We start from the raw sequence: 21,449 nt of genomic DNA on the forward strand, positions 1-21,449 counted from the left end.
AAATCGAAGCAATGGGTGATTCAAAAGCGATTGGAGCGGAGCCGATTGCGTAAGGGGCGAAAGCTCCCGGTTGGCTACCCGCGGCGGATCGTACATATCGACTTATACATGCTGCGGCAGCACCCCGCCGCCATTTGCGCAAGGGCGACGCATGATGTGGTCGTCGTCCTGCGCTGTGGCAAACCTGCTTTTGCGGTCGTCCATTTTGCCTATTACCGGGATTATCTCGACATGCGGAGCGTTATGGAGAAACGCATCTCGGTGTGAGGCCGGCCTTGATCAGCTCAGGCGTCGATCAGAGCTAACGGCTTTGAAAGAAATGATGAATAACGCAGGGGCGTGCATGCGATCACCCCTTTGGCGCTACCTGCGACTGACACATGGCCGTCCCTTTGGAGCAGCGTCAATATTTGGCGGGGACGCGCCATGGATGAATTTGCTCGTGCCGAGGCAGCCGTCAGCGAGGCGCTCCTATTATTATCGGGAGTGTCCGGGCGAGGTGACGCGGTAAGCCTCCCGCACCTCGTGGGCCAGCGCTTTGCGGCGTTGAGCGAACTGGTGAGTGAAAATGGTGCCTTTGCCATGGAGGGGAAGGGCGTGGCCAAATCACTTGCCGAATGGGGCGTCCATCAATCGCTCCGGACATTATTATGCCATGGAATGGCGACGGTCACTGTTGATCATCGCGGCCGGTGGCATCTGGTGTTGAAGATGCTCACCTTCCGCTCGGGTGAAGCCGTTCGCGAGTCCTTAGTCCTGGACGAAGAGGATGCTGCCGACCGATTGACTGCGCTGCATGCGTCACGCCAGCGGCTGGAAGGTAGGTTGCGTGGGATGACGGCGGGTATCGGTCGTTGATCTAGGCGAATGGCCGTTTCAGCATCTAACGGCGAACGGTATCGGCACGGTAAGTCATGCCTACGCCCATCGGGGGTAGGTCCGTGAGCATGTAGTTCCCGCACTCGATCCACCCATTGGGCGGCGTCTCCTGTGCTGCTCGTGTATGGGGGCGGGGCCTCGTTGATCCGGGGTACGTTGAAATCGAGGCTCTGCCGTCATGCTTGCGCGCCTGCATCCTAGGCGTGCCCAGCTCAAGCTGGATCATGACCCTCAAATCTGGAATTCTCTACAATGCTAAAAACAACGCGCCGGAGTAACGGCGACACGGATAAATCTGCCTCGTCGAAGCGGGGGCGCAAGCCTTTGCCAATCGTCGAACGCCCGGTTCCAAAATTCACAGATTGGGTTGATCCTCCCTCATTTCGGGAAGCGCTCGTCCTGCATCTGGGGCGCTTTTCCGAGAGCTATTATCAACTCCACCGATCTATCGTCCGGCCTGAGGAGAAGTTTGATCGCGCCACTCTGCAATCGTGGACCGAGGGACGTCGCGCCCCCCAAAGCGCGGCCAGCCTAGAGCTGCTCACACGTATCGAGCGGCGCTACGATTTGCCTTTGGGCTACTTCAAGTCGAAGCTCCCAAATCCTGCGCGCGCCGCCTCAGGTCTGCTGGTGAAGGGCATCTCCAAAGCCGAGCAGCGGCGGCTGGCTTGGCACCTGCCCGATGATTTCAACGCAAGGTCGCTTGAGGAGCAGGCGAACATTCTGGATTGGGTTCAGAACGTCGTGATATCTGGTGCTACCGATTATCGCCGCTTTCAGGCCCAGGCCATGAAGCTGCGTTATGCGATCCGCTTTCCTTCTCTGACGGGCAAGCGGCAGAGAGCTTCGCTGTCTAGCGACGAACCCTACAATCTCGATGATGAGGCTGACCATATTGGCGTTGTGAACGCGCCGCCTCAACTCGTGTCGGAACTGACTGAGCTCATCCGCTTTAAGACCGCCACCCTCACCGATATCGGCTTTCAGCGCATCGGCGTCTGGAACGAGGAGACTACGGCCCAGAAAATTGAGCATTTTGGTCTCATGTTCGGTGCCTTGGCGGCCTCGCCGAAAGGGGCTGTATGTGGGCATGGCGTGCCGCTCAAGGACATGTCGTTCGCCATGCTTATCTTTCCGCGCGTTTGGGACTGGTATGTTCAATGGCGCGAGCGGCGGCGCGGCTTCTTCACACGCTGGGAATGCGACATGCTGCGCAATGCGATGGCGCTGGTTCGTTCCGAAACTGGCTGGCTGCGCCAGCACCCAGAAATCGCTTCACGCCTTGTCCCGGTCGCAGGCCTCATATCGGCTGAGGAAGTCGACGCTGTACGCGCCGATTGGCCGGGCGCTTGCGATTTTCTCCATGCGCATGCAGGCGCCCGTGTGAAGGAAGTAGAGCGGGTAGCACGAATCCATCGTGATCCGTTCGAGCCGATATTGCCGATCCTTGAGGCATCGAGCCCGGTCGCGGAGTATCTGAAGATTGCCGACGAGATATTGAAGGTTCGTCCGGACGCGCGGCGTTACCCTCGTGCGGCGGCGGAAGTCACCCGCTCCTATCTCCTCATTCGTCTTGGCCTACATCTTGGATTGCGACAGAAGAACCTCCGTCAACTGATGGTCTGTCCACGCGGGCATCTGCCGCGCTCAGAACGGCAGCTCGAGGCTTTGAAGCGCGGCGAAATTCGCTGGAGTGAGCGCGACGAGGGCTGGGAAGTGTTCGTGCCTGCCGTTGCGTTCAAAAATGCCCATTCATCGTTCTTCGCTGGCAAGCCCTTCCGACTGGTCCTTCCCGATCTCGGCGGCCTATATGAGCATATCAGCGCCTACATTGAGCGGCATCGTCCTGCGCTGCTCAACGGAGCGGCGGACCCCGGCACCTTTTTTGTCAAAACAGTCAAGACGACCAGCCGGGATGCCTCATATAACCAGAACACATTCTATGAGGCGTGGAGGCTCGTGATCCAGCGCTATGGCGTCTTCAATCCTTATACGGGACGAGGCGCGATCAAGGGCTTGCTGCCGCACGGGCCGCACAATGTACGGGATGTTCTAGCGACCCACATCCTTAAGCATACGGGCTCCTACGAACAGGCAAGCTATGCCATCCAGGATACACCCGACATGGTCGCCAAGCATTATGGACGGTTCCTTCCGCAGGATAAAGCGGCGATGGCCGCGCAAATTCTAAACCGGGTCTGGGAGGCTGCGTGATGCGAAAAAGTGGGGCCGGCTTAGCCGGCCCCAGTGGAAGAACTTGGGTAACCAAGCCTTCGGGTCGCGGAACGAAATTGCTCAGGATGCAACCGATTCGGATAGGAAGAACGCGACGTTCCTTCGGCAACTCTACAACAGCGGCGAAGCGCTTACCGGCCGACGCCGGTCGAATCGGCATCGGGAGCTTGCAATAGTAAGGGCGCAAAACCAGCTGGGGGCAGATCACTGCGGGGTAGCTTGTGATCCGCAGTCTGGTGTCAGTTCTGCAGGGGCGCCTCATTTACCGAGGTGCCCGCTATCCAAGGTCTGCGATCAGATTATGTCATTTTCGGATCAATGGACACCTCGTACTGGTCGTCAGGAAAGTGAATCATCACCGCTTTCCATTCAGGACCACCCGATAACAGAAGCGTTGTTCCATCATTTGTCGACTTACCCGCTGATGCCACCTCAACAATCGAATAAACTCTGTTTATGTCGGCTGCTCGCGGCGGTCCATCATACACGTCCTGGACGATCAATGGGGCAACCAATTCGTTCTTATCGCCTTTCGGATCGGCCAGTGGATCATTGCGAAGATTGATGTGGTGACCTTCTGAGACGCAACCGACGGGCAGCCGGTGGAATACGTCGTCGTTGTTCATGACAAAATTTAGCTCCGTCTATCATGCTGTTACCAGAGAAAGGTGAGTTACGGCTGATGGGTTCCCAGAGTCTTAACGGAACACATCACCAAATGAAGCTGGGTGCATATTTCGCGACGGGCGGAACAGAAAAGTGCGTCTAACACTCGGTGGATGAGCGTAGCTCGGCTTGGCGCTATGGAATCGCGGCAGCTATCTTTTCGGCACAGCCGCAGATTATATTCATTTTGGGGTGAAAGCCTTCTTCTCGTACACGTCCGTGATGCTCTTGCCGTCCCATCGGTAGGTGAGATGGGTTTTCTCGCGACAATTGGAGAGGCAGATCGGCCGGAGGACAGCGACGCAAGTGCCGCTGGCAGCACGAACGCTGGGATAGATGATCCCCATGGAACGCTTTGCCCATAGGGCGCGCGCGAGTGCTTGGCTCGCGCCATAGTCGGTTGGGTGGAAAAGCTCGGGATGGTCGTCATGCCAGGGACGTAGGTCATGAAGATCCGCGCGGAGCCGGGCGACATAGCAGCGCATATCGATATCGATCGGCCCCTCCTTGGTGCGGCGCAGGAAGGCTTCTCGGTGGTGCTTCGTTTCTGCAATCGCGGTCGATAGTTCATAGCCGGCGTAATAGGCGCCGAAGCTGGCATCGGAAAAGCGCGCGCCGTCACGATTGAGATGCGTGAAGGCCGCCATGATGGGGGAGGAGCCGGGTCCGACGACGCGATCTTCAAGGGGGACCAGTGAGATGTCGCCGGTCTCCTGGCGTAGGCGCTCGTTTGTCATGGCCTCAAGGGCGTAGATGTCGTCCAGATCCTCTGGTTCGGTCACCTGTTCGAAGAGAAGGATAGTCGGATAAATCGAGGCGATCAGGCGATACACGCGTTGATCCGTGTCCGCGAGAGGCGGCATCACAGCACCGTTGGTCATGCCTAGCCCCGTTCTGCGTCGAGATACTGGCGGACAATGAAGAGGTCCGACACATTGCCGGACGTCAGCCGATCAAGCGCGCTTTTGCCGCCGAAGATGGGAGCGTCGTTGGGCGCGTGCATCCAGCGGTCAGCCCGCTCGGCGATCGGCAGAAGAATATTGATAGCCTTGTAGATGCCCAGAACGTAGCTGATCCGCTCAAGCGTATCGCGGCCGAGCTTGATCTGTTGGCGCGCTTTCGCCTTCGACTTCCAACTGTGAAGAGTGGAGCGGCTTTCAACGCCGAGAATCTTCATCTGCTGTTGTTCGCTTAGCGACCAGCGCTCGGCGATGTTCGAGAATGTACGGAGGCCAGAGCCGGAGAGATCCGGCTTCCTTGCAGGAGCGGTCTTAGCCAAGGCTTGCGCCACTGTGATCTCCTTTCTTCCTCTGGACTATCCGATGTCCGAAATATAAGCGGATCTCTGAAAATGTCTATAAGATGTGCTTTGTGATCCTGTCAGGAGATTGCACGAGGCTTGGTGAGCCCTGAGCAATGGGGAAGTCGGAGCAAGCGCCATCCCAATGGCCAAGCGCCAGCGCGTTGTAGGCAGCTGTAAGCCTCACGCGACGTTCGATTCGATCTGATCCCATTCGATCCCGGCAGCCTTCAATCTCGCAAAAGGGTCCGCATTCTCATCGTCAAAAGACCAACCTTTGGGCATGCTCACCTTAAGTCCAAGATCGAAGTCGAGCCGCAGGCGTTCAGCCTTGGAGATCATCACTATTTTTAGATGCCGTTCCAACAATTTCGTGACGGCAGCTACATTCGCTCCAAGAGAAAACATCTTTTCGCACTGGTCGCGAATAAGCGCCAATGGAACAACATGTTCACGATGTTCTGCCGCAGCCCGTGAGCGACCGGCCATGATAATGTGATTGGGGATTAATGGTTCATCCAACAGGCGTGAATGCCGCCAGTTTTCTTCCCATGATTGATGCATAACCCAAGCGGCTCGAGCAAAAACGCGTTGGGCAATTTCCTTGTTGGTGAATTGGGGTCGCATAGCATCCGGCGGACTTGAGGAGTGCGCGCTATTGCGAGGTTACGTCATATTGCGCAAGCTGCCTCATTCGATCCATCCAGGGTTTGCGACCGAAAATGTCGTGCTTGGCTGGCACTCAAATTACAAAGGGGGCCATCATGAAAAAGCCAGTAAGCGTCGCGAGTCTGAGCGAGTTCGGGAGGGAGAGGCTGTCAAAGTCGTTTTTCATGCGCGACTTTCTGTTCTCGGACATCGCATCGATCCATGGGTTTGCGAACGTCCCGGACGATCCGGAGCTTGCGATAGCGGCAGGCAGCCGTTTGTGTCAGGATCTGCTGGAGCCGCTGCAGGATCATTTTGGCCGGATCGCTATTCGGTCAGCTTTCCGGTCGGCCGAGGTGAATGGGTTTGGCGCCGAAATGCAGGCGGCTGGCAAAGCCGGCTACAGCTGCGCTTCGAATGAGAGCAATTACGCCAGTCATATCTGGGATCGAAGGCGGGACGGCATGATGGGCGCGACTGCCTGTATCGTCGTTCCGTCTTTCTGGGATGCCTTTCAGGAGGAGGGGGATTGGCAAAAGCTCGCATGGTGGATCCATGATCATCTGCCCTATTCCAGTCTCTATTTTTTCCCCCATACTGGGCTTTCAACATATCCTGGTTCGAACAGCCCGCCAGAACCATCCACAGTTACACGAGTCCGAAAGGATGTTTGACGAAGCCGGGCATGGACAATCATGGCGGCAAACATGAGCATGAGTGGGCCGGAATAGAAAAGGCCATGTGCGCTGGGACCACCAGTTGATCACGATCCCAGATCAGGCCCTCGGTTCTAATGGGCATCCCGACGCTTAGAAGCTACGTCGATCGCTTTCAGCCGATCATGCGTCGTCATCGACCATCCCGATGATCGGGTAAATTTGCTTGATCTTATTGTGTGGGATCGATGACGTCACGCTGTCGCGATATTGCATCAGCTCAATGAGGCTGCGGTCTCGTGCACTCAACCGACCGACGGTCCAGAGTGAGAGACCCGTCTCCTCTCGCAGCTGAACTACGACGTCCGCATTGATCGATGCGGGTTTGATGCGATCGAGAATTACACGTTCGCCGGCGCGGAAGCGTGGTTCCATTCCTTCGCCAGGGATATAGATTGCGAAGTAGCGCTCGGCGTCGCCCAATCCGAACGGTGCTGCCATATAGGCAGCAGGGCGCGAAAGATCCCCTTCCCAGAGTTCAAGCTCATTGCCAAAGGCCGTGTCGCCTTCCTCGGGGAAGTGCAGGCTGACGGCGTAGACCGGAATGAGTTTCTTCGGCAGTCCGGCGAAGATGGGATCGTCCTTAGCGGTGATCTCGGATACTGGAGATGGCAGCCGCAACGCTCCAGTTTCGCAGGTGGAAAATGCGTCTGGGAATGTGGCCTTGAGCTTGGCGACACTTCGGTCTGATAGCGAATAGCCGACGGTAGGATTAGGATAGATCCGGGTTAGGGTAGAGGGCGCCAGGCCAGAACGGCGTGCAATCTGGCTTGCTGAAAACCCGGTTTCCTTGACCAGGCAGCCAACCAGGTTGCGGGCTCTATCCTGATCCCATTCATCGACAAAAGACATGTGTTTGCGCCCGCATTTTTTTAGCGCGACATTCGACGGCGGCCGGTTGATCCGGGCGCCCTCCCGCCGCACCTGCATCATTATGCGCTTCCGACGCATCGGCGCAAATAATAATAGCGCAAATAAGCAAGCGCATATTTGCGCAAACTTTTACAAAATGGCGCACCTGCGCAGCGGATCAAGCTTGCATACGACCAGTTCTGTCATTTTATACGCCATTGCGCTGCAAAAAAGATTTGCGCGGTTTGCTTTCAGTGAATAGGTGTTTGCGAATGTTGCGCACATTTGCGCAACGGCAGGTGTTTGGGGGCGTTCCAAACAGTATCGATGCACGGCCGATTGCGTCCGTACAGCGCTGCTGCTCGTCGTTCACCACCCAATCCACCTGAGAAGCGCAGGCAATAGGGGTTTTGAATGAATAAGAATTCGAGGTTCAACCGGATGCTGCTGTTGTCAGCTTCCATACCGGCGGCGGCATTGCTCGCAAACGCCGGTGGCGCGTTGGCGGCTCCCGCCACCGTGAACGTACCGAGCGGCGCAGGGACCGGCGCGGCCGTGAACGCCGACATTGCCACGGCCATTACGACGCCGGCCAATCCTGATCTGACGGTAACGATCGCGAACGGCGCGGACATCAGCGGCGCGAATATCGGTTATGATTTCGTTGCGGGCGGCTTTGCTGCAGGCGAGGGCGATGGCGCGGTCATCGTCAACAATGATGGCAATGTGACCGGCCTGAGCTTCGGCGGTGTCGGCGCGGCCAGTGCGTCCAACAGCTTCACGGCGACCAACAACGGCGAAGTGGCAGGCAGCATCAGCGCCTCCAACTTCGGCGGCGCAGTTTCCGTCACCAACAACAATCTGGTTGGTGGCAGCATCAACGGCTCCGCGTTCGGCAGCGTCACGCTCGCCAACGGCGTCGCGGGCCAGGTCGACAGCCTGAACGGCCAGGGTCTCGGCGCGGGCACGGTGCAGATCACCAATGATGGTGCAGTCGACGATGATGTGTTCGGCTCGGCCTCGACCGGCACCGTCGGTATCGTCAACAACGGCGACATTGCGGGCGATGTTGATGCCGTCACGACAGAAGGCGCGATCTCCATCGCGAACGCGAGCACCGGTCGCATCAGCGGCGATGTCTTTGCCGGTTCGGATCAGGGCGCGATCACCATCGCCAACAACGGTCAGGTGCTCGGTCAAACCAACGCGGTGAGCCAGGACACGGTGTTCACTTCGACGGGCCCGACCACCACGGTTTCCGGCACGACCACGACGACACAGTCGAGCTTCTCTCAGCAGACGGTCGGCGGCGATATCGACGGGACCTATGCCGGCATCAACGGCTCACTGAACTTCGGCACGGGTAATGACGGCAGCGTCAGCCAGTTCACCGGGGGGAACAGCACGGCCACGGTGAGCGGAGCGGTCTATGGCGATCTCTCTTCGACCGCCCAGGGCTTCTCGACCACTGGCGAAAACGTCTCGGTTGTCACCGACTCGCGCGATGCCGCAGGCACCGGTTCCGTCATCAGCAGCAGCACCAACACGCAGCAGACGGTCGCCACCGGCGGCACGAGCACGGTGAACATCAGCGGCACGGTGGCTCCTGGCGATTCCAGCCGGAACGGTAATGTCACTTCCTTCGGCAATGCTGGCAGCAGCGTCGCTCTGAACGGTGGCAAGGTGTCGGGGAACGTCTCCTCGACCAGCCAGGGCCTGACCAGCGGTTTTGAGTTCAGCTCGGAAACGACCGACAATTATGATGCCGGCGTGTTCCAGGGCTCCAGCTCGACCAGCGGTTTCGAGTTCACGCAGAGCCAGGCTGGCGGCGACGCCTCGGTCACGCTCCAGGGAACGAGCCTGGTCGGCGGGAATGTCGACGTCAACGGTGTGACTTCCGCCACGGCGACGATTGGTTCGGCGGCGACCGTCGAACAGGATGTTTTCGTCAACAGCTTCGTGTCGGGCGACCAGTCATTCGCCTCTTCCAGCTCCAGCACCACAGACGCTGCGGGTGATGGCACGGCTGTCAGCTCCACTCTCTCCAGCTCGACAGCCGCTGCCAATGCAGGCAACGCGACGCTTGCCAATGCCGGACGAGTGGACGGCGATGCCACGGTTGGTGCGAGCTTCGGCAATGCCGCCGCCACCATCACGGGCACCGTAGGCGGTTCGGTAAGCGCTTTCGCCGGCACCACCATCGGTAGCACCGAAAATATTTCTGAGTTCACGCTTGATGGTGGCATCGGCACTCAGACCACTGCAACCTTCCGCGAGAATTCGGAAGATGTGGGCGGTACGGCTAGCGTTGTTGTCGACACGGCGGCCGCGCTGCAAGGCAAGGGCGTGCCGAGCGTCGCAGGCGATGTGAACGCTTCGGGCATCGGCGGCGCCTCGATCGCCATTGGTGCAGGCAGCGTTGTTGGCAATGCCGATCTCAGCAGCGGTGGCAATCTGTTCGCCAGCAGCCTTGGCGAAAGCATCTCGGAAGAGACCGTCACCACTTTCGCGGCTAACGGCTTCACGCCCGCCAGCCAGGTATCCACGACCAGCTTCGGTTCCGTGGGTGGCGCGGCTTCGGTCACCAACGATGGTACTGCCATTGGCGACGTGGAAGTTGAGGGCTTGACCTCTGCTTCGCTCGTCAACAACGGCGTGCTGGGCTCGGGCGGAAACCTGTTCAGTGTTTCGGCTCTGGACTCCGAAGCGAGCATCACGATCACCGACACGAATCCGACGGATGCCGGTTCGCGCACGATCGTTGCTACGGTCAATGCTTCGCCGGTCGGTGGCAATGCCAGCTTCACCAACAGCGGTGTGGCCCTGGGTAATGTCGAACTCGCCGGCCTCACTGGCGCGGTTACCAACAATGGCGTTCTCGCTGGTACGACCACCCTTGGTGAAGCGCAGTTCAGTGGCTCGGCAACGGTCAACGCGACGATCAACACCACCGACGTCAGCGTCGATCCGGTGCTGGCCTCCCAGACCTATACGATCGACCAGAATGGCGTGTCGCGCGGCTTCGTCGTGACAGGTGCCACCATCTCGCAGGATGAGGTCACCTCGGCCCTGGCCTCGCAGCTGTCTCCGTTGGTGCCGCTCGATGCCTCGCTGGTTGACCCGGCGACGTTCAACCTGACGGTGAACGGGCAGGCAGCGGTCAAGACGGCTGACATCAATGCGACGGTCAACCTCAACAACGGCTCGATCACGCTTGGCGACATTGACGCCCAGCGCGATGACAGCGGCGCTTACCTGACCAACACCACCGTCAACCTGAACGGCAGCGGCTTCCTAGGCGCGAGCGAGTTCAAGCCGACGGCTCCGGCAGTTACGAACTACAGCCCCGTGGCGCAATTGCCTGAAGAAGCTGAAGGTCTGTTCTCCCCGACTGGCGTCCGCGTGCTGGGCGTCAACGAGTTGAACAAAACCGGCACCGGCACTTTCGTCGTCACTGGCGCCGAATATGTCCCGGCGGAAGGCGCGACCCCGGCTGCCTGGACGCTCGACGTCAACAACTTCAACGTGAAGGCGGGTGAAGTTCAGCTGGATGTCGTGGGCTCGGACGACGCCGTGTTCGGCATCAAGGGCAACATCAATAATGATGCCACCCTTGTCCTTGGGCGTCGTGCACCGACCTTCGTTCAGACCGTCGGTAACAGCATCGTCACTCCGGGTCCGGAAGCGATCAAGGGCATCGAAATCCACCAGCAGGGCAACTACAACCAGAGCGCCAGCGGCACGACGGTAGTGGGTGTCAACCCCTCGCTGGTTCGTTTCGGCAACCTGTCGGTCGGCAATGCCGGTTCCTCGCCTGAGGTGTTGGGCCCGATCACCGGTGGTGTGAACGTCCCTTACTTCACCACTCCGACCAATGCCGGCGTCTTCTCGACCCCGTCTTCGGTCTCGGTGGATGGCAACCTGAACCTGGCCGGCAAGGTCGCGGTGACGGTGTCGAAGGACAGCCTCTATTCGACGGGTGACGGCTATACGCTCTTCACCTACACCGGCACCGGGGATGTCACGGCGACGGCCGCTTCATCGCTCGCTTCGCCCTTCGTCACCTTCGGCCTGAAGCATGACGCGACGGCCAAGACGGTATCGATCGAGGCGACCCGCAAGAGCTACGCCACCGGCGCGACCAATGCCAATGCGGCTTCGGCCGCAGTGGGCCTTGACAGCGCTCTGGCCGATGTCATCGCCCGGGTGAAGACCGACGCCGCTGGCGGCAACGGCTTTGCGACGGTGACGGAGATCGCCAATGCTCAGGACATCGCCAACATCGCTGCTGGGCTTGATTGGCGCCTGAACAGCGCACAGGCGGCGCAGGTTTTCAACGAGCTTTCCTCGGCTGAGATCTACGGTTCGCTTGCCGCTGTCGATCAGAACGCGGTCTTCAACACCACCGTCAACCGCCTGGCCGCTCGTCGCAGCTATGGTGAGGCGCTGGGCACCCAGCTCTGGTTCAACCCCTCGGCGAACTTCGCCAAGACGGGCGGCACCAAGTCGGGCGCGTCGAAGATCAAGACCAACAGCTATGGTGGTGCGTTCGGTATCGACGTCGCCTATCAGGACGATGGTGCCTTCGGCATCGGCTTTGGCTATGGCCAGCATGATGTGACCGCTCAGGGGTCGCCGGAAGAAGCGCAGGTTCGCACCTACACGATCGGTGCCTATGCGACCCAGGGCTTCGGCCCCTTCTACGGCAGCTTCCAGTTCGCATACGGCTTCTCGAAGTTCGAAGTCGAACGTGACCTGACCCTGCTGGCTCGCACGATCAAGGGCGACTTCAAGGGCAAGCAACTGGATGCGAGCATCGAGCTGGGCTATGACTTCGCTGCCGGCGGCAGCCTGGTTGTGACGCCCTACGGTAAGCTGGCGCTGCGTCGCTGGTCGATGAACGGCTTCACCGAAGAAGGCGGCGCGGGCATCGGCCTGCGTGTCGACGACGCATCGAAGACGGTCTTCTCGCCGGTGCTGGGTGTCAAGGCGGGAGCCCTGCTGGGTGATGCCGATGGCATCGCCTACCGTCCCTACGCCAAGGTGCAGTACAGCTTCCAGGGCAACATCGGCAGCGACCGCACGGTCCAGTATCTGGGCGGCGGCGATGCGTTCCGCCTGAAGGGTGTTGATCCGGACGGTAACGGCCTGATCGAACTGGGCGTCGATGCCTCGGTCAACAAGCGCGTCAACCTGTTCCTCTCCGGCGGTTATGGCTTCGGTGGCCACAACTCGATCGGCCAGGTTCGGGGTGGCATTAGCTTCGGCTTCTGACACAACGCACTAGCAAAGGAAGGGCGCGGCGGTTTCGGCGCGCCCTTTCGTTTGCATGCCCGCTTTGCTCTCGGGCGTGTGAGACAGGAATGTCGAGCACTGGACAGCGGCCTGGAAGAATTCTGCTGCGTCCAAATTTGTCGCGCGGCCTATTCAGATCCAGTGGAGAAGATATTGGTTCAGAATCAACGAGTAAACAGAACGTGAACAACTTTAGACAAAGCGCAGAAACGCATAAGACGCTTGCCCGTCTCCTTATGGAAAGGCTCGCACATTATGGTGTGCAGATTTTGACTAACGACAGCGGTGCGATATGTTTTTTCGTACCTTCTCCCGGCCACGTTGGTCGTCCTTGGGCAGACGGTGAATATGCGCATGGGCTAGAAGATGGTGCGATACGCGAACTGCAGCAGCTTGTCAGATCTTCGCCCCTGCTAACCGAGGCCATTTTGGAGGAAGTCGCGATTACCGGGCAGTGATCGGCTTCTGCATGAACAGCGACATTGAGGCACGTTGGACGAATGGAGGAGTGACGCAATGGCTGACGAAAAACGGAATTTGCTCGATGAGTTGATCGCCAACATCGGCCCAGAAAACTGCCGGACGAGATTGATTTCGGTCCTCCGGTTGGAAATGAAGTTGGCAGCCGACAGATCGTCGCGGAACGAATTTTGCGGGTTCTTGAATTTGCATCGTCCAATTGCGCCGATGCATCGAACTTGCATGAGTTCATGCGCCACCCCCATCCCATGCTAGGCGGCGAGTCGCCAATCGTTTGTGCGGTCTCCAGCAAGGCTGGTGCAGATCGCGTGATGAATATGTTAGGCCGCGCCGCGCACTCTGGAGGCGTTTAGGTGCCATTGGGGCAATGTCGCGGACCTTTTTGTCACTCGGCAATATCTGGACGATCAGCTATTGGTCTAAAAGGGCAAAGGAAATTATAAGAGTCTTCCCGATGGAAGGATGTTGTGATGAACGATGAAGACGTCCCTGGCGGCTAAGACCGTGATGCGTCCGGATATGTCGGAGGTGAAAGGTGCCGGCATTGAGGCAGTTTCCGGGTGAATCCCTTATTAAGCGCATTGCACGCCTTCTCTTATTGAGGTTTTTGTCATTAAAACTTACTATGGCTATGTTTTAAGGTCTTATGGTAAGGGTTAATGAACAGAAACAATCTCGCGCATGCAGTTCGCGAGCGGCTTGTCCGTTATCCTGAACCTCATGCCAGTCACTATGGTGTCGTGCCGCTTCCGCCTCCAGAATCAGCCCTGCCGCTGGGATCAGCGCAGCCCGCACATGAACGAGCGCTCGCTATGCTCGGACGTGCCGAAGCCCTCGCGGCGAGCCTGCCGGACCCCTATATTATCAGCCGTACGCTGAGCCGTCGCGAAGCAGTCGACAGCTCGGCCATTGAAGGCACGAACAGCACGCTCGACGAACTCCTGACAATCGAGGAAGAGGATGACGACGCGCGCGACGCCGCCCGTCAGGTACGGGACTATGCGCTGACCCTCGATCGCCTCCTGCCTCGTGCTGCAGCCGAGGGCATCGACATCTTTACAGTGCAGATGATCCAGGAACTCCACCACGAGGCGATGCAGCACGACCCGGAATATCCTGATTCGGCAGGGGCGCTGCGCAATATCGTGGTCTGGATCGGCGGTACGGGTCATATTTCGACATCGACCTATAATCCGGCGCCACCTGGGCAGGTGGGGGCCTGCCTTGAGGATACGGCCGCCTATATGCGCTGCGAAGGCATGCAGGCGATGACGCAGAGCCTGATCACCCGCATGGCGATTGCCCATGCGCATTTCGAAGCGGTACACCCCTTCCGAGACGGCAACGGTCGTGTTGGCCGCCTTTTGCTGCCGATGATGATGGCAGCGGAAGGGCAGGTGCCGCTCTATCTCGCACCCTATATCGCCGCAAACCGCGACGGCTATTATTCGGGCCTCAAAATCGCTCAACAACGGCTCGAATGGGGACCGCTCGTTGGCTATCTGTCCGATGCCATAACTGGAACGGTGGAAGAACTCTTCGCAACGCGGGATGGGTTGAATGCCTTGAAGGAACAGTGGCGCGGGCGAAGGAAGTTCCGATCGAACTCCGCTGCACTGCGGGCACTGGACCTCCTTAGCGACTATCCCGTCGTCACTATGAAGCGGCTGGCTCAGAAACTTGGAGTATCGCGACCGCAGGCCCTTTCCGCAATTAACCAACTGATGGAGGCAGGCATCTTGTCGGAGCGGACCGGCTACAGTCGCAACCGGATCTTTGCAGCCCAAGAAGTCCTGGCCATCGTCAACAGGCCTTTCGGCAGCAATCCTTCCGAGCGATCGTGACCCCTTGTTCGCCTTCTTTCTGCGGTAGCCAAACACCTCTGGGCGACCGGCTTTGGCCGATTCCCGAATGGCGGCTTAGCGGCAAGGGACTCAGGAAAGCTGCCATGCTCCGATGAATGTCGTGCTGCTAGCTCCAGGTTGCAGGCTGCGCGACAGATGGAATGGCAGGTCACGCTTTGTTGGATCGGATGCGAGATGATCCGGTCATCACAACTACACAGGGTTGCTGCTCATGCAGTGCACCGATGCCGAAAATGGATGAGCCGCCTCAACATGCTTCTATTCGCGGGGGGGGGCAAAAGACCGAAGCTTGTTGAGGCGGCGTCGCAATGCTGCTGAAAGCAGCGTCCGATATACTCCTGACTCTCTTTTCGGTTCCTTTTTCGGCTACTGCTTTCGGGCAATTGAATGCGTCGCTCACGATACACATCTGAGAAGTGCGACCCAAACTCGCCCCGTCTCCTTGCTGGAGAGGGGCCCTTGCGGCCGCGCTCGCGGTGCCTCGCTTCCCCCGCTGAGGCACCGCGAGGTCCATCCATCGGCGTCAAATTGAATCGACCGGAAATGCAAAAAGCCCCGCCTCAGAGAAGGCGGGGCCAGTTTGGGTCGCAATGCAGGCGAACCTGCAGAGCCACTAAACCATCGATCAGCTAGCTCGACCATATAACTAAAGTAATCATTTGGAGAAAAATTGAGTAACCTCAGTTAGTTAACATGTGGCCATCGATACAAGGATGACCTCGCCTAGGCTATCTAGGCGAGGTCATCAAGTCATGCAGCGGTATCTGCGACGAGGTAAATGCTTGATTTCACAATTAGTTCATTCGCCCAGAGAAGAAAGGTTGAGCGGATATGTTCAGAGTGCGCCCAGCTTCTTCTGCACGATGGCGCAATCGCGGCTATGTTCAACCGCGATGCTGTAAGCCTCAACGGCCTCGGTCTCTGTCTGGAATTCTTGCAATTCGCGCGTTCACAGCGAGCGAATGAAATAGAGGCGATCGGCGGATGCCCTCCTCGATCAACGGTCAGTCTTCGCCGTTATCCTTGACCCCGACCGTAGGAACGTCAATCTGCTCCTTCTTAGTGCCGACGACCACCTCCTTGGAGTCGACATCGACCTTAGGCACTTCCCCGCCCTTTACGCTCACTTCAGGCATATCACCGCCTGACACATCCGCTTTCCAGAAGCCGGTTGCGAACAGAATGCCGACCACAGCCAACACCAAGATCAAGACGATGGCGATCGTTCTGCCGCCGCCGCCACGCTTCACCACAACCCTGTCACCGTCGCGGTCTGTCCGAACATCCACCATCTGATCCTCCATTCGTTGCAGCGCGCTAAACGATCCGTTTCAACCCCTTGTTCCTACGCCCGAGTGCCGATGAGCTGTCATGTGCGGACCTTTTCTGTCCGGCACTCCGTTTCCCTGTCCTCAAGCGAAGCGCACGCGAACTGCGCCATAGCACCCGTTCATCCTGGATTTAGAAAAGTCAGACCGATGCACTACGCGCGATAAGGCGTTGAACTTCTTTGGTCTCACCGCTGTTAGGTCCCCACCATGTGCAATGCACTTGGAAACGTTCAACGACTATAGGAGAGACGATCATGCGACATGGAGTTATCATCGCATCGCTGGCTGCTGCCGGCATGCTCGGAACGAGCGCCATTGCACAGACGACGGCCGGCGGCGGCACCGCTGCTTCGACGCGCGACGGATCGGTGGCCGGCGGGACCACCGCCGGAACAAATGATCGCGTTAGCGACAAGCAGGAGAAAAGGCGCCATAAACATGAAGACCGCCGTGGTTCCGCCACGTCAAACTCGGCGTCGACCTATGGCTCTGGAACCATTTATACCGACCGCAACCGAGCAACCGGCGGCGTATCGGCAGGTGGTTCCGCCAGCGGCACCGGATCGCAAAGCACCTCCACTTCGATCGACGCCTATGGATCGACCGACCGCAACGGTTCGACGGGCGAGGTTTACGGCGATTCAACGGCGGACTCCGTCAACCCTTCCCGCTGATATTGATTGTCGGGGAGGAGAGGTCTCCTCCCCAAGAGAGGCCATCATGGCACCAATCATTATGATAGTCGCTGCTGCTTCAAGCATCCAACCGGGGCGAGAAACCTGTCTTCAGACCCATATCTTCGCTGATGGTCATGTCGAAACCTCAACCGTCCGCGAGGTTGGGCAGGGCGCCTCCGCCAGCAGCTTATCATCAGGCGAGCGCGCATCTTCGCATGTCTACGCCTCCTCTTCATCGGGCGGTCATTCCGCAGCATCATCCTCTGCCAGCACTTCAACCGAAGCAGACGGCAATCGCCGCTCTGTGCAGGTGACAAATGGCCCGGAAGGATGCCGGATAATGATCGACGAACGGCCGGAAAGGAAAGAATAATGAAACCATTTTCAGCATTTTTGATCGGAGCGTCACTTCTTGTCAGCGCGACCGCTGCATCGTCGCAGACTACGACGGCCGGCTCGCAGTCCTCGACGCCTTCCACGGGGGATGTTTCGGCAGGAACTTACGGCTCCGGCAACACTGATCCGAATAGTGTCGGCGTATCGGGTGGCGGCAACGCGACGGCGGCAGATGGCGGCACCGCAACGACGGATTCCCGGGCTAAATTCAACGATAACATGGCGCGTCAACGCTCCGTAGCGACGGCACGGGATGAAGACGAACGGGCCCGTTCCATGACGAACACGCATGTACGCAACGACGGACAGGTTCGATCCCGGTCGATGTCGATCTATAAGGAAAAAGGGGAGAAACCGATCATCGACCGCCAGACCACGAGATCTGGGGAAAAATAACCTTGCGCCATTCTTGATCTGTCGCAAGGCGGATCCCAGGCGTGGAGGAGCAAAGTCGATGGGATGATCTCCGAAACACTGCAGTACTGGTTTCCGACATCAAGTTCATTGCCGATGGCTCGCCACAAGAGGGCAATCGCCTCGCGCTGGTTCGTGCGGAAAGGTATAACTAGCGCTACTGCCAGCTTCGCGGCCTTTGCAGACATGCACGCATCCTTGCATTCCGCGACGCTTGGCTGCGCCTTTTCGCCAATCTGTCGGTTGTCGTGCGCGAAGATAATTTCATGCGCGTTCCCTTTGCAGCGCTGATGTGATTCACGCTGTTTGCTGGTGCAAGAGGCGATATGATGTCAAAAACCAGCAATATGGCGGTCATGTTCGCGGTTGCCGTTCTGGCCGGACTGCTGTCCTACGCGGCGCGCGAGCATTCGGGACATATTTTTGGACTGGCTCCCTATCTTCTCTTTCTGGCCTGCCCCGCAATGCATCTCTTCATGCACCACGGCCACGGGCATCATAATAACCATGGTGATGGAGGGACACCCAAGCCCTGACTATCCACTATATCCTAATGACTGGCGCGGTTACACAATTGTCGATGATGCCGGTCTGGCCCCTCGCTGCGACGAAGTGCCAGTGATGTTCAGATTTCAACGGCCATATCCAAAGGTTTCGTCAGAAATTCAAACCCGTAAAAGTGTCAGATTGAGGGGTCGCGTGATCATGCGCGTATGGAGAATCAGGCAAGGAAAGTTCGAACTATGAAACGTCAGCTGATTGCAGCGACAGTGATGCTGCTTTCGACCGCAGCCAGCGCGGCCACGCCGATCATCGTGCATCGCGATCCGGGCTGCGGCTGCTGCGAGAAATGGGCTGCGCAGGTCCAGGCCCAGTTCGGCCGCCGCGTAACCATGATCGACGATCAGGCGAGAGGCGCTTTTCAGAAGGCGCGTGGGGTTCCGACAACGCTCGTGTCCTGCCACACCGCCGTGATCGACGGCATGGTGTTCGAAGGCCATGTTCCGATCACAGACATGAAGCGCGTCCTTGCTCAGCGCCCCAGGGGTGTGTCCGGTCTTGCTGTCTCCGGAATGCCCCTTGGCTCTCCCGGAATGGAAGTGCCGGGCCAGCCCCCCCAACACTATGTCGTCACCGCCTTTGGCGCGGGCGGCACGAGGGTCTTCGCGCGCCATTGAAACCGGAGAGTGAGCTGTCGCGAGGCTTAGCTACGACAGATATGGTCGTGAGCCAGCGATCTCCGCCAAGGCGCTCCCACATAGACAAAAAACATCTGCATGGCTGCCCGTACCAGGCGAGATAGTCCATGTCGGTACGACAGGATGCAAAAGGACGAGCAGCAGCACCGCCAGCGCCCGCTCGAAAATGAGAGTTAATGTCCAGTTCATCCAATCCGAATTGGACATGTTGGAGGAAATGGTGAGTGCGACCCGAGAGGCTTGGCATCTCCAAGTTTCTTCACTGGGCCGGCCAGATGGCCGGCCCTATTTTTCGGAAATGCCGCCGAGAGCCTAATCCCTCCCGCCCATGAAATTATAGCGCAGCGTCAGCATGGCGGCACGTGGCGCACCGGGCAGGTTGAGGTTGGCGCTCGTGCCATGGCCCGACACAATATAATGTTTATCGAAGATATTGGTCACGTTGACCTGCGCGGTGATCGGACCCAGCCGATACCATGCCATCGCATCCGCCGTGAAATAGCTCGGCAGCGTCACGGTGTTGGCCGGATCAGCGAAACGGTTGCTGACATAGTTGCCGCCCGCGCCCAGGCCGAAGCTGTCACTGAAATCCTTGGCAATCCACGCATTGGCGGCATGGCGTGGCGTAATGGTGGCGCGCTTGCCGATCAGCGCCGCATTGGCCGAGTCCGCGATCTTGGCATCCAGATAGGCATAGCCCAGGATCGCCCGCCAGCCATTTTCCAGATTGACCGTGCCCGACAGTTCGATGCCGCGCGTGCGCTGTACACCGATAGGGATGAGCACGGTCGGAGCGGCAGGATTGGCAGCCTTGATCCCCGAACGGCGCAGATTGAACGCCGAAATGGTGGTTACGATCCGGCCGTCGAGGAAATTGAACTTGGCGCCCGCTTCCTTGTTCTCGGTCTTTTCCGGCGCGATGTCGGCATTGTTGGCCGCAATGGAGAAGGCTTCGCCCGACGGCTGAAAGGAACGGCTCCAGGAGACATAGTAGGACTGGCTCTCCGTCGGCTGCCAGACGAGACCAGCGCGCGGGCTGCCCTTGGTGTCGGTGCGGGACAGGTCGGAACGGCCGGGCAGATGATCGTCCGTGGCCTGCTTGAACCGGTCATAGCGTGCGCCGACCAGCGCCTTCAGATGTTCGCCGATCGACACCAGATCCTGCACATAATAGCCCAGCGTATCGAAGGTGCCGCGATTGTCGGCAGTCAGGCTGCCGTTGGTCGTGATGACAGGCAGGACCGGGTTGAACAGATCGACGGTCGCGATGCCGTTGCGAGAATAGGTCGCGACATCCTTGATCTGCCGCCCGACCTCGACACCGAAGAGCAGTTGATGCTCCATGCCGGCGAAGCGCACCTTACGCATCAGTTCCAACTGATCGAACCAGCCATGTTCGTTGCGATCCAGGGCCGAGCGGTTGAGCGACGCGGTCCGCGCTACCTCGTTGACCGAGCCGACCAGCGTGTTCTGCCGGTCGAGCCGATAGTCATAATAGCGCAAGGCATTGCGGATACTGGTATCGTCATCGATCCGGTGGGTCAGCGTGACCGTGCCCGAATAGACTTTCGACTGGCTGTAATCATCCTTCCGTGCGTTGGCCGAACCATAATAAGTGGAGCGTGGCACATCGACCGGGCGCCCCTGAAAAGCGGGGATACCGAAGTCTGTCACGCGCCGGTCGCGCAGATAGTCGCCCTGGACCAGCAATTGCGTCCGATCGCTGAGCTTGAGCGATACCGACGGCGCAATCGTCTCGCGGCGCAGGAACTGCTGGCTGCGGAAACCATCGGCGCGCTCGATGGCGCCGGTCAGGCGAAAGGCTGCGATGCTGCCTTCGGGCGCGATGCCGATGTCGGCTTCGGCGCGACGGTCGTCCCAGCTGCCATAGCTGATGCCGATCTCGCCCAGATTGACGCCCGGCTTCTTGGTCACACGGTTGATGAGGCCGCCCGAAGACCCCCGGCCGAATAGGACCGACGCGGGCCCCTTGATGACCTCCACTCGCTCGATATTCGAAAGGTCGCGGAAATAGAGCGCGTCATCGCGCAGCCCGTCCACGAACTGGTCGGCGATGGCGGAAAAGCCACGGATCGATACCTGGTCGCGCTGACCATCGCCATGCGAGAAGCCGACGCCGGGGACATTCTTGAGCACATCCTGCATGGAGAGGGCGCGCTGGTCGCGCATGACCGCTTCCGTCACGACATCGACGGTCTGGGGAATATCCTTCAGCGGCGCGTCGATCTTCACCGCGCTGACCTGTTTCGGCGTATAATCAAGGCGGTCTGCCGTGACGATGATGTCGGATCGCTCCGCTTCATCGGCATGGGCCTGCGAGGACAGAGCCACCGCGCCAAGCGCCACGGCAGCATGCAAGCGACCCGCCAAAAATCGCGGAAATATGGACCTCTCCCGAACCATTCAGAACCCCTGCTGATACAATTTGCGATAAAGATGATATTGCGAGGCGGTCGCATAATTGCGACCCTGCGA

The 21,449-nt window shown here is 58.7% G+C and carries 18 protein-coding genes; 11 read left to right on the top strand and 7 right to left on the bottom strand.

Going from position 1 to position 21,449, the window contains the following annotated elements:
• Nucleotides 1–426: 426 nt before the first annotated feature.
• Together L858_RS19845 and L858_RS0107755 are read left to right on the top strand one after the other, a co-directional pair.
• Entirely contained in the window at nucleotides 427–858 is a 432-nt protein-coding gene (locus L858_RS19845; RefSeq protein WP_051132619.1) for a hypothetical protein, read from the top strand.
• 273 nt (nucleotides 859–1,131) lie between these two features.
• Nucleotides 1,132–3,093: a hypothetical protein gene (locus tag L858_RS0107755; protein ID WP_028055926.1), complete on the top strand. Its 1,962-nt coding sequence runs from the start codon at nucleotides 1,132–1,134 to the stop codon at nucleotides 3,091–3,093.
• 320 nt (nucleotides 3,094–3,413) lie between these two features.
• Here the strand turns inward: L858_RS0107755 and L858_RS21645 are convergent, their stop codons facing one another.
• The 4 genes from L858_RS21645 to L858_RS21650 all read right to left on the bottom strand — a co-directional run bounded on the left by L858_RS21645 (nucleotide 3,414) and on the right by L858_RS21650 (nucleotide 5,707).
• On the bottom strand, nucleotides 3,414–3,740 hold the full coding sequence (locus tag L858_RS21645) for a hypothetical protein (protein ID WP_152639791.1): 327 nt from the start codon (nucleotides 3,738–3,740) through the stop codon (nucleotides 3,414–3,416).
• Nucleotides 3,741–3,962: 222 nt separating this feature from the next.
• Nucleotides 3,963–4,643, bottom strand: a complete 681-nt coding sequence (locus L858_RS0107760) for an RES family NAD+ phosphorylase (RefSeq protein WP_022682586.1) — start codon at nucleotides 4,641–4,643, stop codon at nucleotides 3,963–3,965.
• Between the two features lie 20 nt (nucleotides 4,644–4,663).
• Nucleotides 4,664–5,071, bottom strand: coding sequence for an MbcA/ParS/Xre antitoxin family protein (locus L858_RS0107765; protein ID WP_022682587.1), 408 nt, complete (start codon nucleotides 5,069–5,071; stop codon nucleotides 4,664–4,666).
• 192 nt (nucleotides 5,072–5,263) lie between these two features.
• Nucleotides 5,264–5,707, bottom strand: coding sequence for a hypothetical protein (locus L858_RS21650; RefSeq protein WP_152639792.1), 444 nt, complete (start codon nucleotides 5,705–5,707; stop codon nucleotides 5,264–5,266).
• 137 nt (nucleotides 5,708–5,844) lie between these two features.
• On the opposite strand from L858_RS21650, the gene L858_RS19850 reads away from it, so the two are divergent.
• On the top strand, nucleotides 5,845–6,402 hold the full coding sequence (locus tag L858_RS19850; protein WP_238564941.1) for a hypothetical protein: 558 nt from the start codon (nucleotides 5,845–5,847) through the stop codon (nucleotides 6,400–6,402).
• A gap of 165 nt (nucleotides 6,403–6,567) precedes the next feature.
• On the opposite strand, the gene L858_RS22235 is transcribed toward L858_RS19850, so the two are convergent.
• Nucleotides 6,568–7,377, bottom strand: coding sequence for a hypothetical protein (locus L858_RS22235; RefSeq protein WP_022682589.1), 810 nt, complete (start codon nucleotides 7,375–7,377; stop codon nucleotides 6,568–6,570).
• Nucleotides 7,378–7,710: 333 nt separating this feature from the next.
• Between L858_RS22235 and L858_RS0107785 the strand changes: the two genes are divergently transcribed.
• From L858_RS0107785 to L858_RS20965, 3 genes are all read left to right on the top strand, one after another.
• A complete protein-coding gene (locus tag L858_RS0107785; RefSeq protein ID WP_193742852.1) occupies nucleotides 7,711–12,570 on the top strand; it encodes an autotransporter domain-containing protein in 4,860 nt (1,619 codons plus the stop codon).
• Nucleotides 12,571–13,289: 719 nt separating this feature from the next.
• The gene (locus L858_RS22540) at nucleotides 13,290–13,424 is read left to right on the top strand and encodes an antitoxin Xre/MbcA/ParS toxin-binding domain-containing protein (protein ID WP_081440621.1); all 135 of its coding nucleotides are present in this window, start codon (nucleotides 13,290–13,292) and stop codon (nucleotides 13,422–13,424) included.
• Nucleotides 13,425–13,730: 306 nt separating this feature from the next.
• The gene (locus L858_RS20965; RefSeq protein ID WP_028055928.1) at nucleotides 13,731–14,915 is read left to right on the top strand and encodes a Fic family protein; all 1,185 of its coding nucleotides are present in this window, start codon (nucleotides 13,731–13,733) and stop codon (nucleotides 14,913–14,915) included.
• A 1,025-nt stretch (nucleotides 14,916–15,940) separates the two neighbouring features.
• On the opposite strand, the gene L858_RS0107795 is transcribed toward L858_RS20965, so the two are convergent.
• Nucleotides 15,941–16,228: a hypothetical protein gene (locus L858_RS0107795; protein WP_028055929.1), complete on the bottom strand. Its 288-nt coding sequence runs from the start codon at nucleotides 16,226–16,228 to the stop codon at nucleotides 15,941–15,943.
• Nucleotides 16,229–16,521: 293 nt separating this feature from the next.
• Between L858_RS0107795 and L858_RS0107800 the strand changes: the two genes are divergently transcribed.
• The 5 genes from L858_RS0107800 (at nucleotide 16,522) to L858_RS0107815 (ending at nucleotide 18,932) form a co-directional block, all read left to right on the top strand.
• Nucleotides 16,522–16,941, top strand: a complete 420-nt coding sequence (locus L858_RS0107800) for a hypothetical protein (RefSeq protein ID WP_022682592.1) — start codon at nucleotides 16,522–16,524, stop codon at nucleotides 16,939–16,941.
• A gap of 46 nt (nucleotides 16,942–16,987) precedes the next feature.
• Nucleotides 16,988–17,317, top strand: coding sequence for a hypothetical protein (locus tag L858_RS21655; protein ID WP_152639793.1), 330 nt, complete (start codon nucleotides 16,988–16,990; stop codon nucleotides 17,315–17,317).
• Nucleotides 17,317–17,736 carry a hypothetical protein gene (locus L858_RS21660; RefSeq protein ID WP_152639794.1) on the top strand — a complete coding sequence of 140 codons (420 nt, stop codon included), beginning with the start codon at nucleotides 17,317–17,319 and terminating at the stop codon, nucleotides 17,734–17,736. The genes L858_RS21655 and L858_RS21660 overlap by 1 nt, the downstream gene beginning before the upstream one ends.
• Nucleotides 17,737–18,080: 344 nt before the next feature.
• A complete protein-coding gene (locus tag L858_RS19860) occupies nucleotides 18,081–18,290 on the top strand; it encodes a DUF2933 domain-containing protein (protein ID WP_022682594.1) in 210 nt (69 codons plus the stop codon).
• 207 nt (nucleotides 18,291–18,497) lie between these two features.
• Entirely contained in the window at nucleotides 18,498–18,932 is a 435-nt protein-coding gene (locus tag L858_RS0107815) for a DUF411 domain-containing protein (RefSeq protein WP_022682595.1), read from the top strand.
• 333 nt (nucleotides 18,933–19,265) lie between these two features.
• On the opposite strand, the gene L858_RS0107820 is transcribed toward L858_RS0107815, so the two are convergent.
• A complete protein-coding gene (locus tag L858_RS0107820) occupies nucleotides 19,266–21,332 on the bottom strand; it encodes a TonB-dependent receptor (protein WP_238564942.1) in 2,067 nt (688 codons plus the stop codon).
• Nucleotides 21,333–21,449 lie beyond the last annotated feature (117 nt).

Source organism: Sphingobium bisphenolivorans, assembly GCF_000412635.1.
Classification (GTDB): Bacteria; Pseudomonadota; Alphaproteobacteria; order Sphingomonadales; family Sphingomonadaceae; genus Sphingobium; species Sphingobium bisphenolivorans.

Excerpts from the sequence above, each read along its gene's own strand:
- L858_RS19845 (WP_051132619.1), top strand. The coding sequence starts at position 427 with ATGGATGAATTTGCTCGTGCCGAGGCAGCCGTCAGCGAGGCGCTCCTA.
- L858_RS0107755 (WP_028055926.1), top strand. The coding sequence starts at position 1,132 with ATGCTAAAAACAACGCGCCGGAGTAACGGCGACACGGATAAATCTGCC.
- L858_RS21645 (WP_152639791.1), bottom strand. The coding sequence starts at position 3,740 with ATGAACAACGACGACGTATTCCACCGGCTGCCCGTCGGTTGCGTCTCA.
- L858_RS0107760 (WP_022682586.1), bottom strand. The coding sequence starts at position 4,643 with ATGCCGCCTCTCGCGGACACGGATCAACGCGTGTATCGCCTGATCGCC.
- L858_RS21650 (WP_152639792.1), bottom strand. The coding sequence starts at position 5,707 with ATGCGACCCCAATTCACCAACAAGGAAATTGCCCAACGCGTTTTTGCT.
- L858_RS19850 (WP_238564941.1), top strand. The coding sequence starts at position 5,845 with ATGAAAAAGCCAGTAAGCGTCGCGAGTCTGAGCGAGTTCGGGAGGGAG.
- L858_RS22235 (WP_022682589.1), bottom strand. The coding sequence starts at position 7,377 with ATGATGCAGGTGCGGCGGGAGGGCGCCCGGATCAACCGGCCGCCGTCG.
- L858_RS0107785 (WP_193742852.1), top strand. The coding sequence starts at position 7,711 with ATGAATAAGAATTCGAGGTTCAACCGGATGCTGCTGTTGTCAGCTTCC.
- L858_RS20965 (WP_028055928.1), top strand. The coding sequence starts at position 13,731 with ATGAACAGAAACAATCTCGCGCATGCAGTTCGCGAGCGGCTTGTCCGT.
- L858_RS0107795 (WP_028055929.1), bottom strand. The coding sequence starts at position 16,228 with ATGGTGGATGTTCGGACAGACCGCGACGGTGACAGGGTTGTGGTGAAG.
- L858_RS0107800 (WP_022682592.1), top strand. The coding sequence starts at position 16,522 with ATGCGACATGGAGTTATCATCGCATCGCTGGCTGCTGCCGGCATGCTC.
- L858_RS21655 (WP_152639793.1), top strand. The coding sequence starts at position 16,988 with ATGGCACCAATCATTATGATAGTCGCTGCTGCTTCAAGCATCCAACCG.
- L858_RS21660 (WP_152639794.1), top strand. The coding sequence starts at position 17,317 with ATGAAACCATTTTCAGCATTTTTGATCGGAGCGTCACTTCTTGTCAGC.
- L858_RS19860 (WP_022682594.1), top strand. The coding sequence starts at position 18,081 with ATGATGTCAAAAACCAGCAATATGGCGGTCATGTTCGCGGTTGCCGTT.
- L858_RS0107815 (WP_022682595.1), top strand. The coding sequence starts at position 18,498 with ATGAAACGTCAGCTGATTGCAGCGACAGTGATGCTGCTTTCGACCGCA.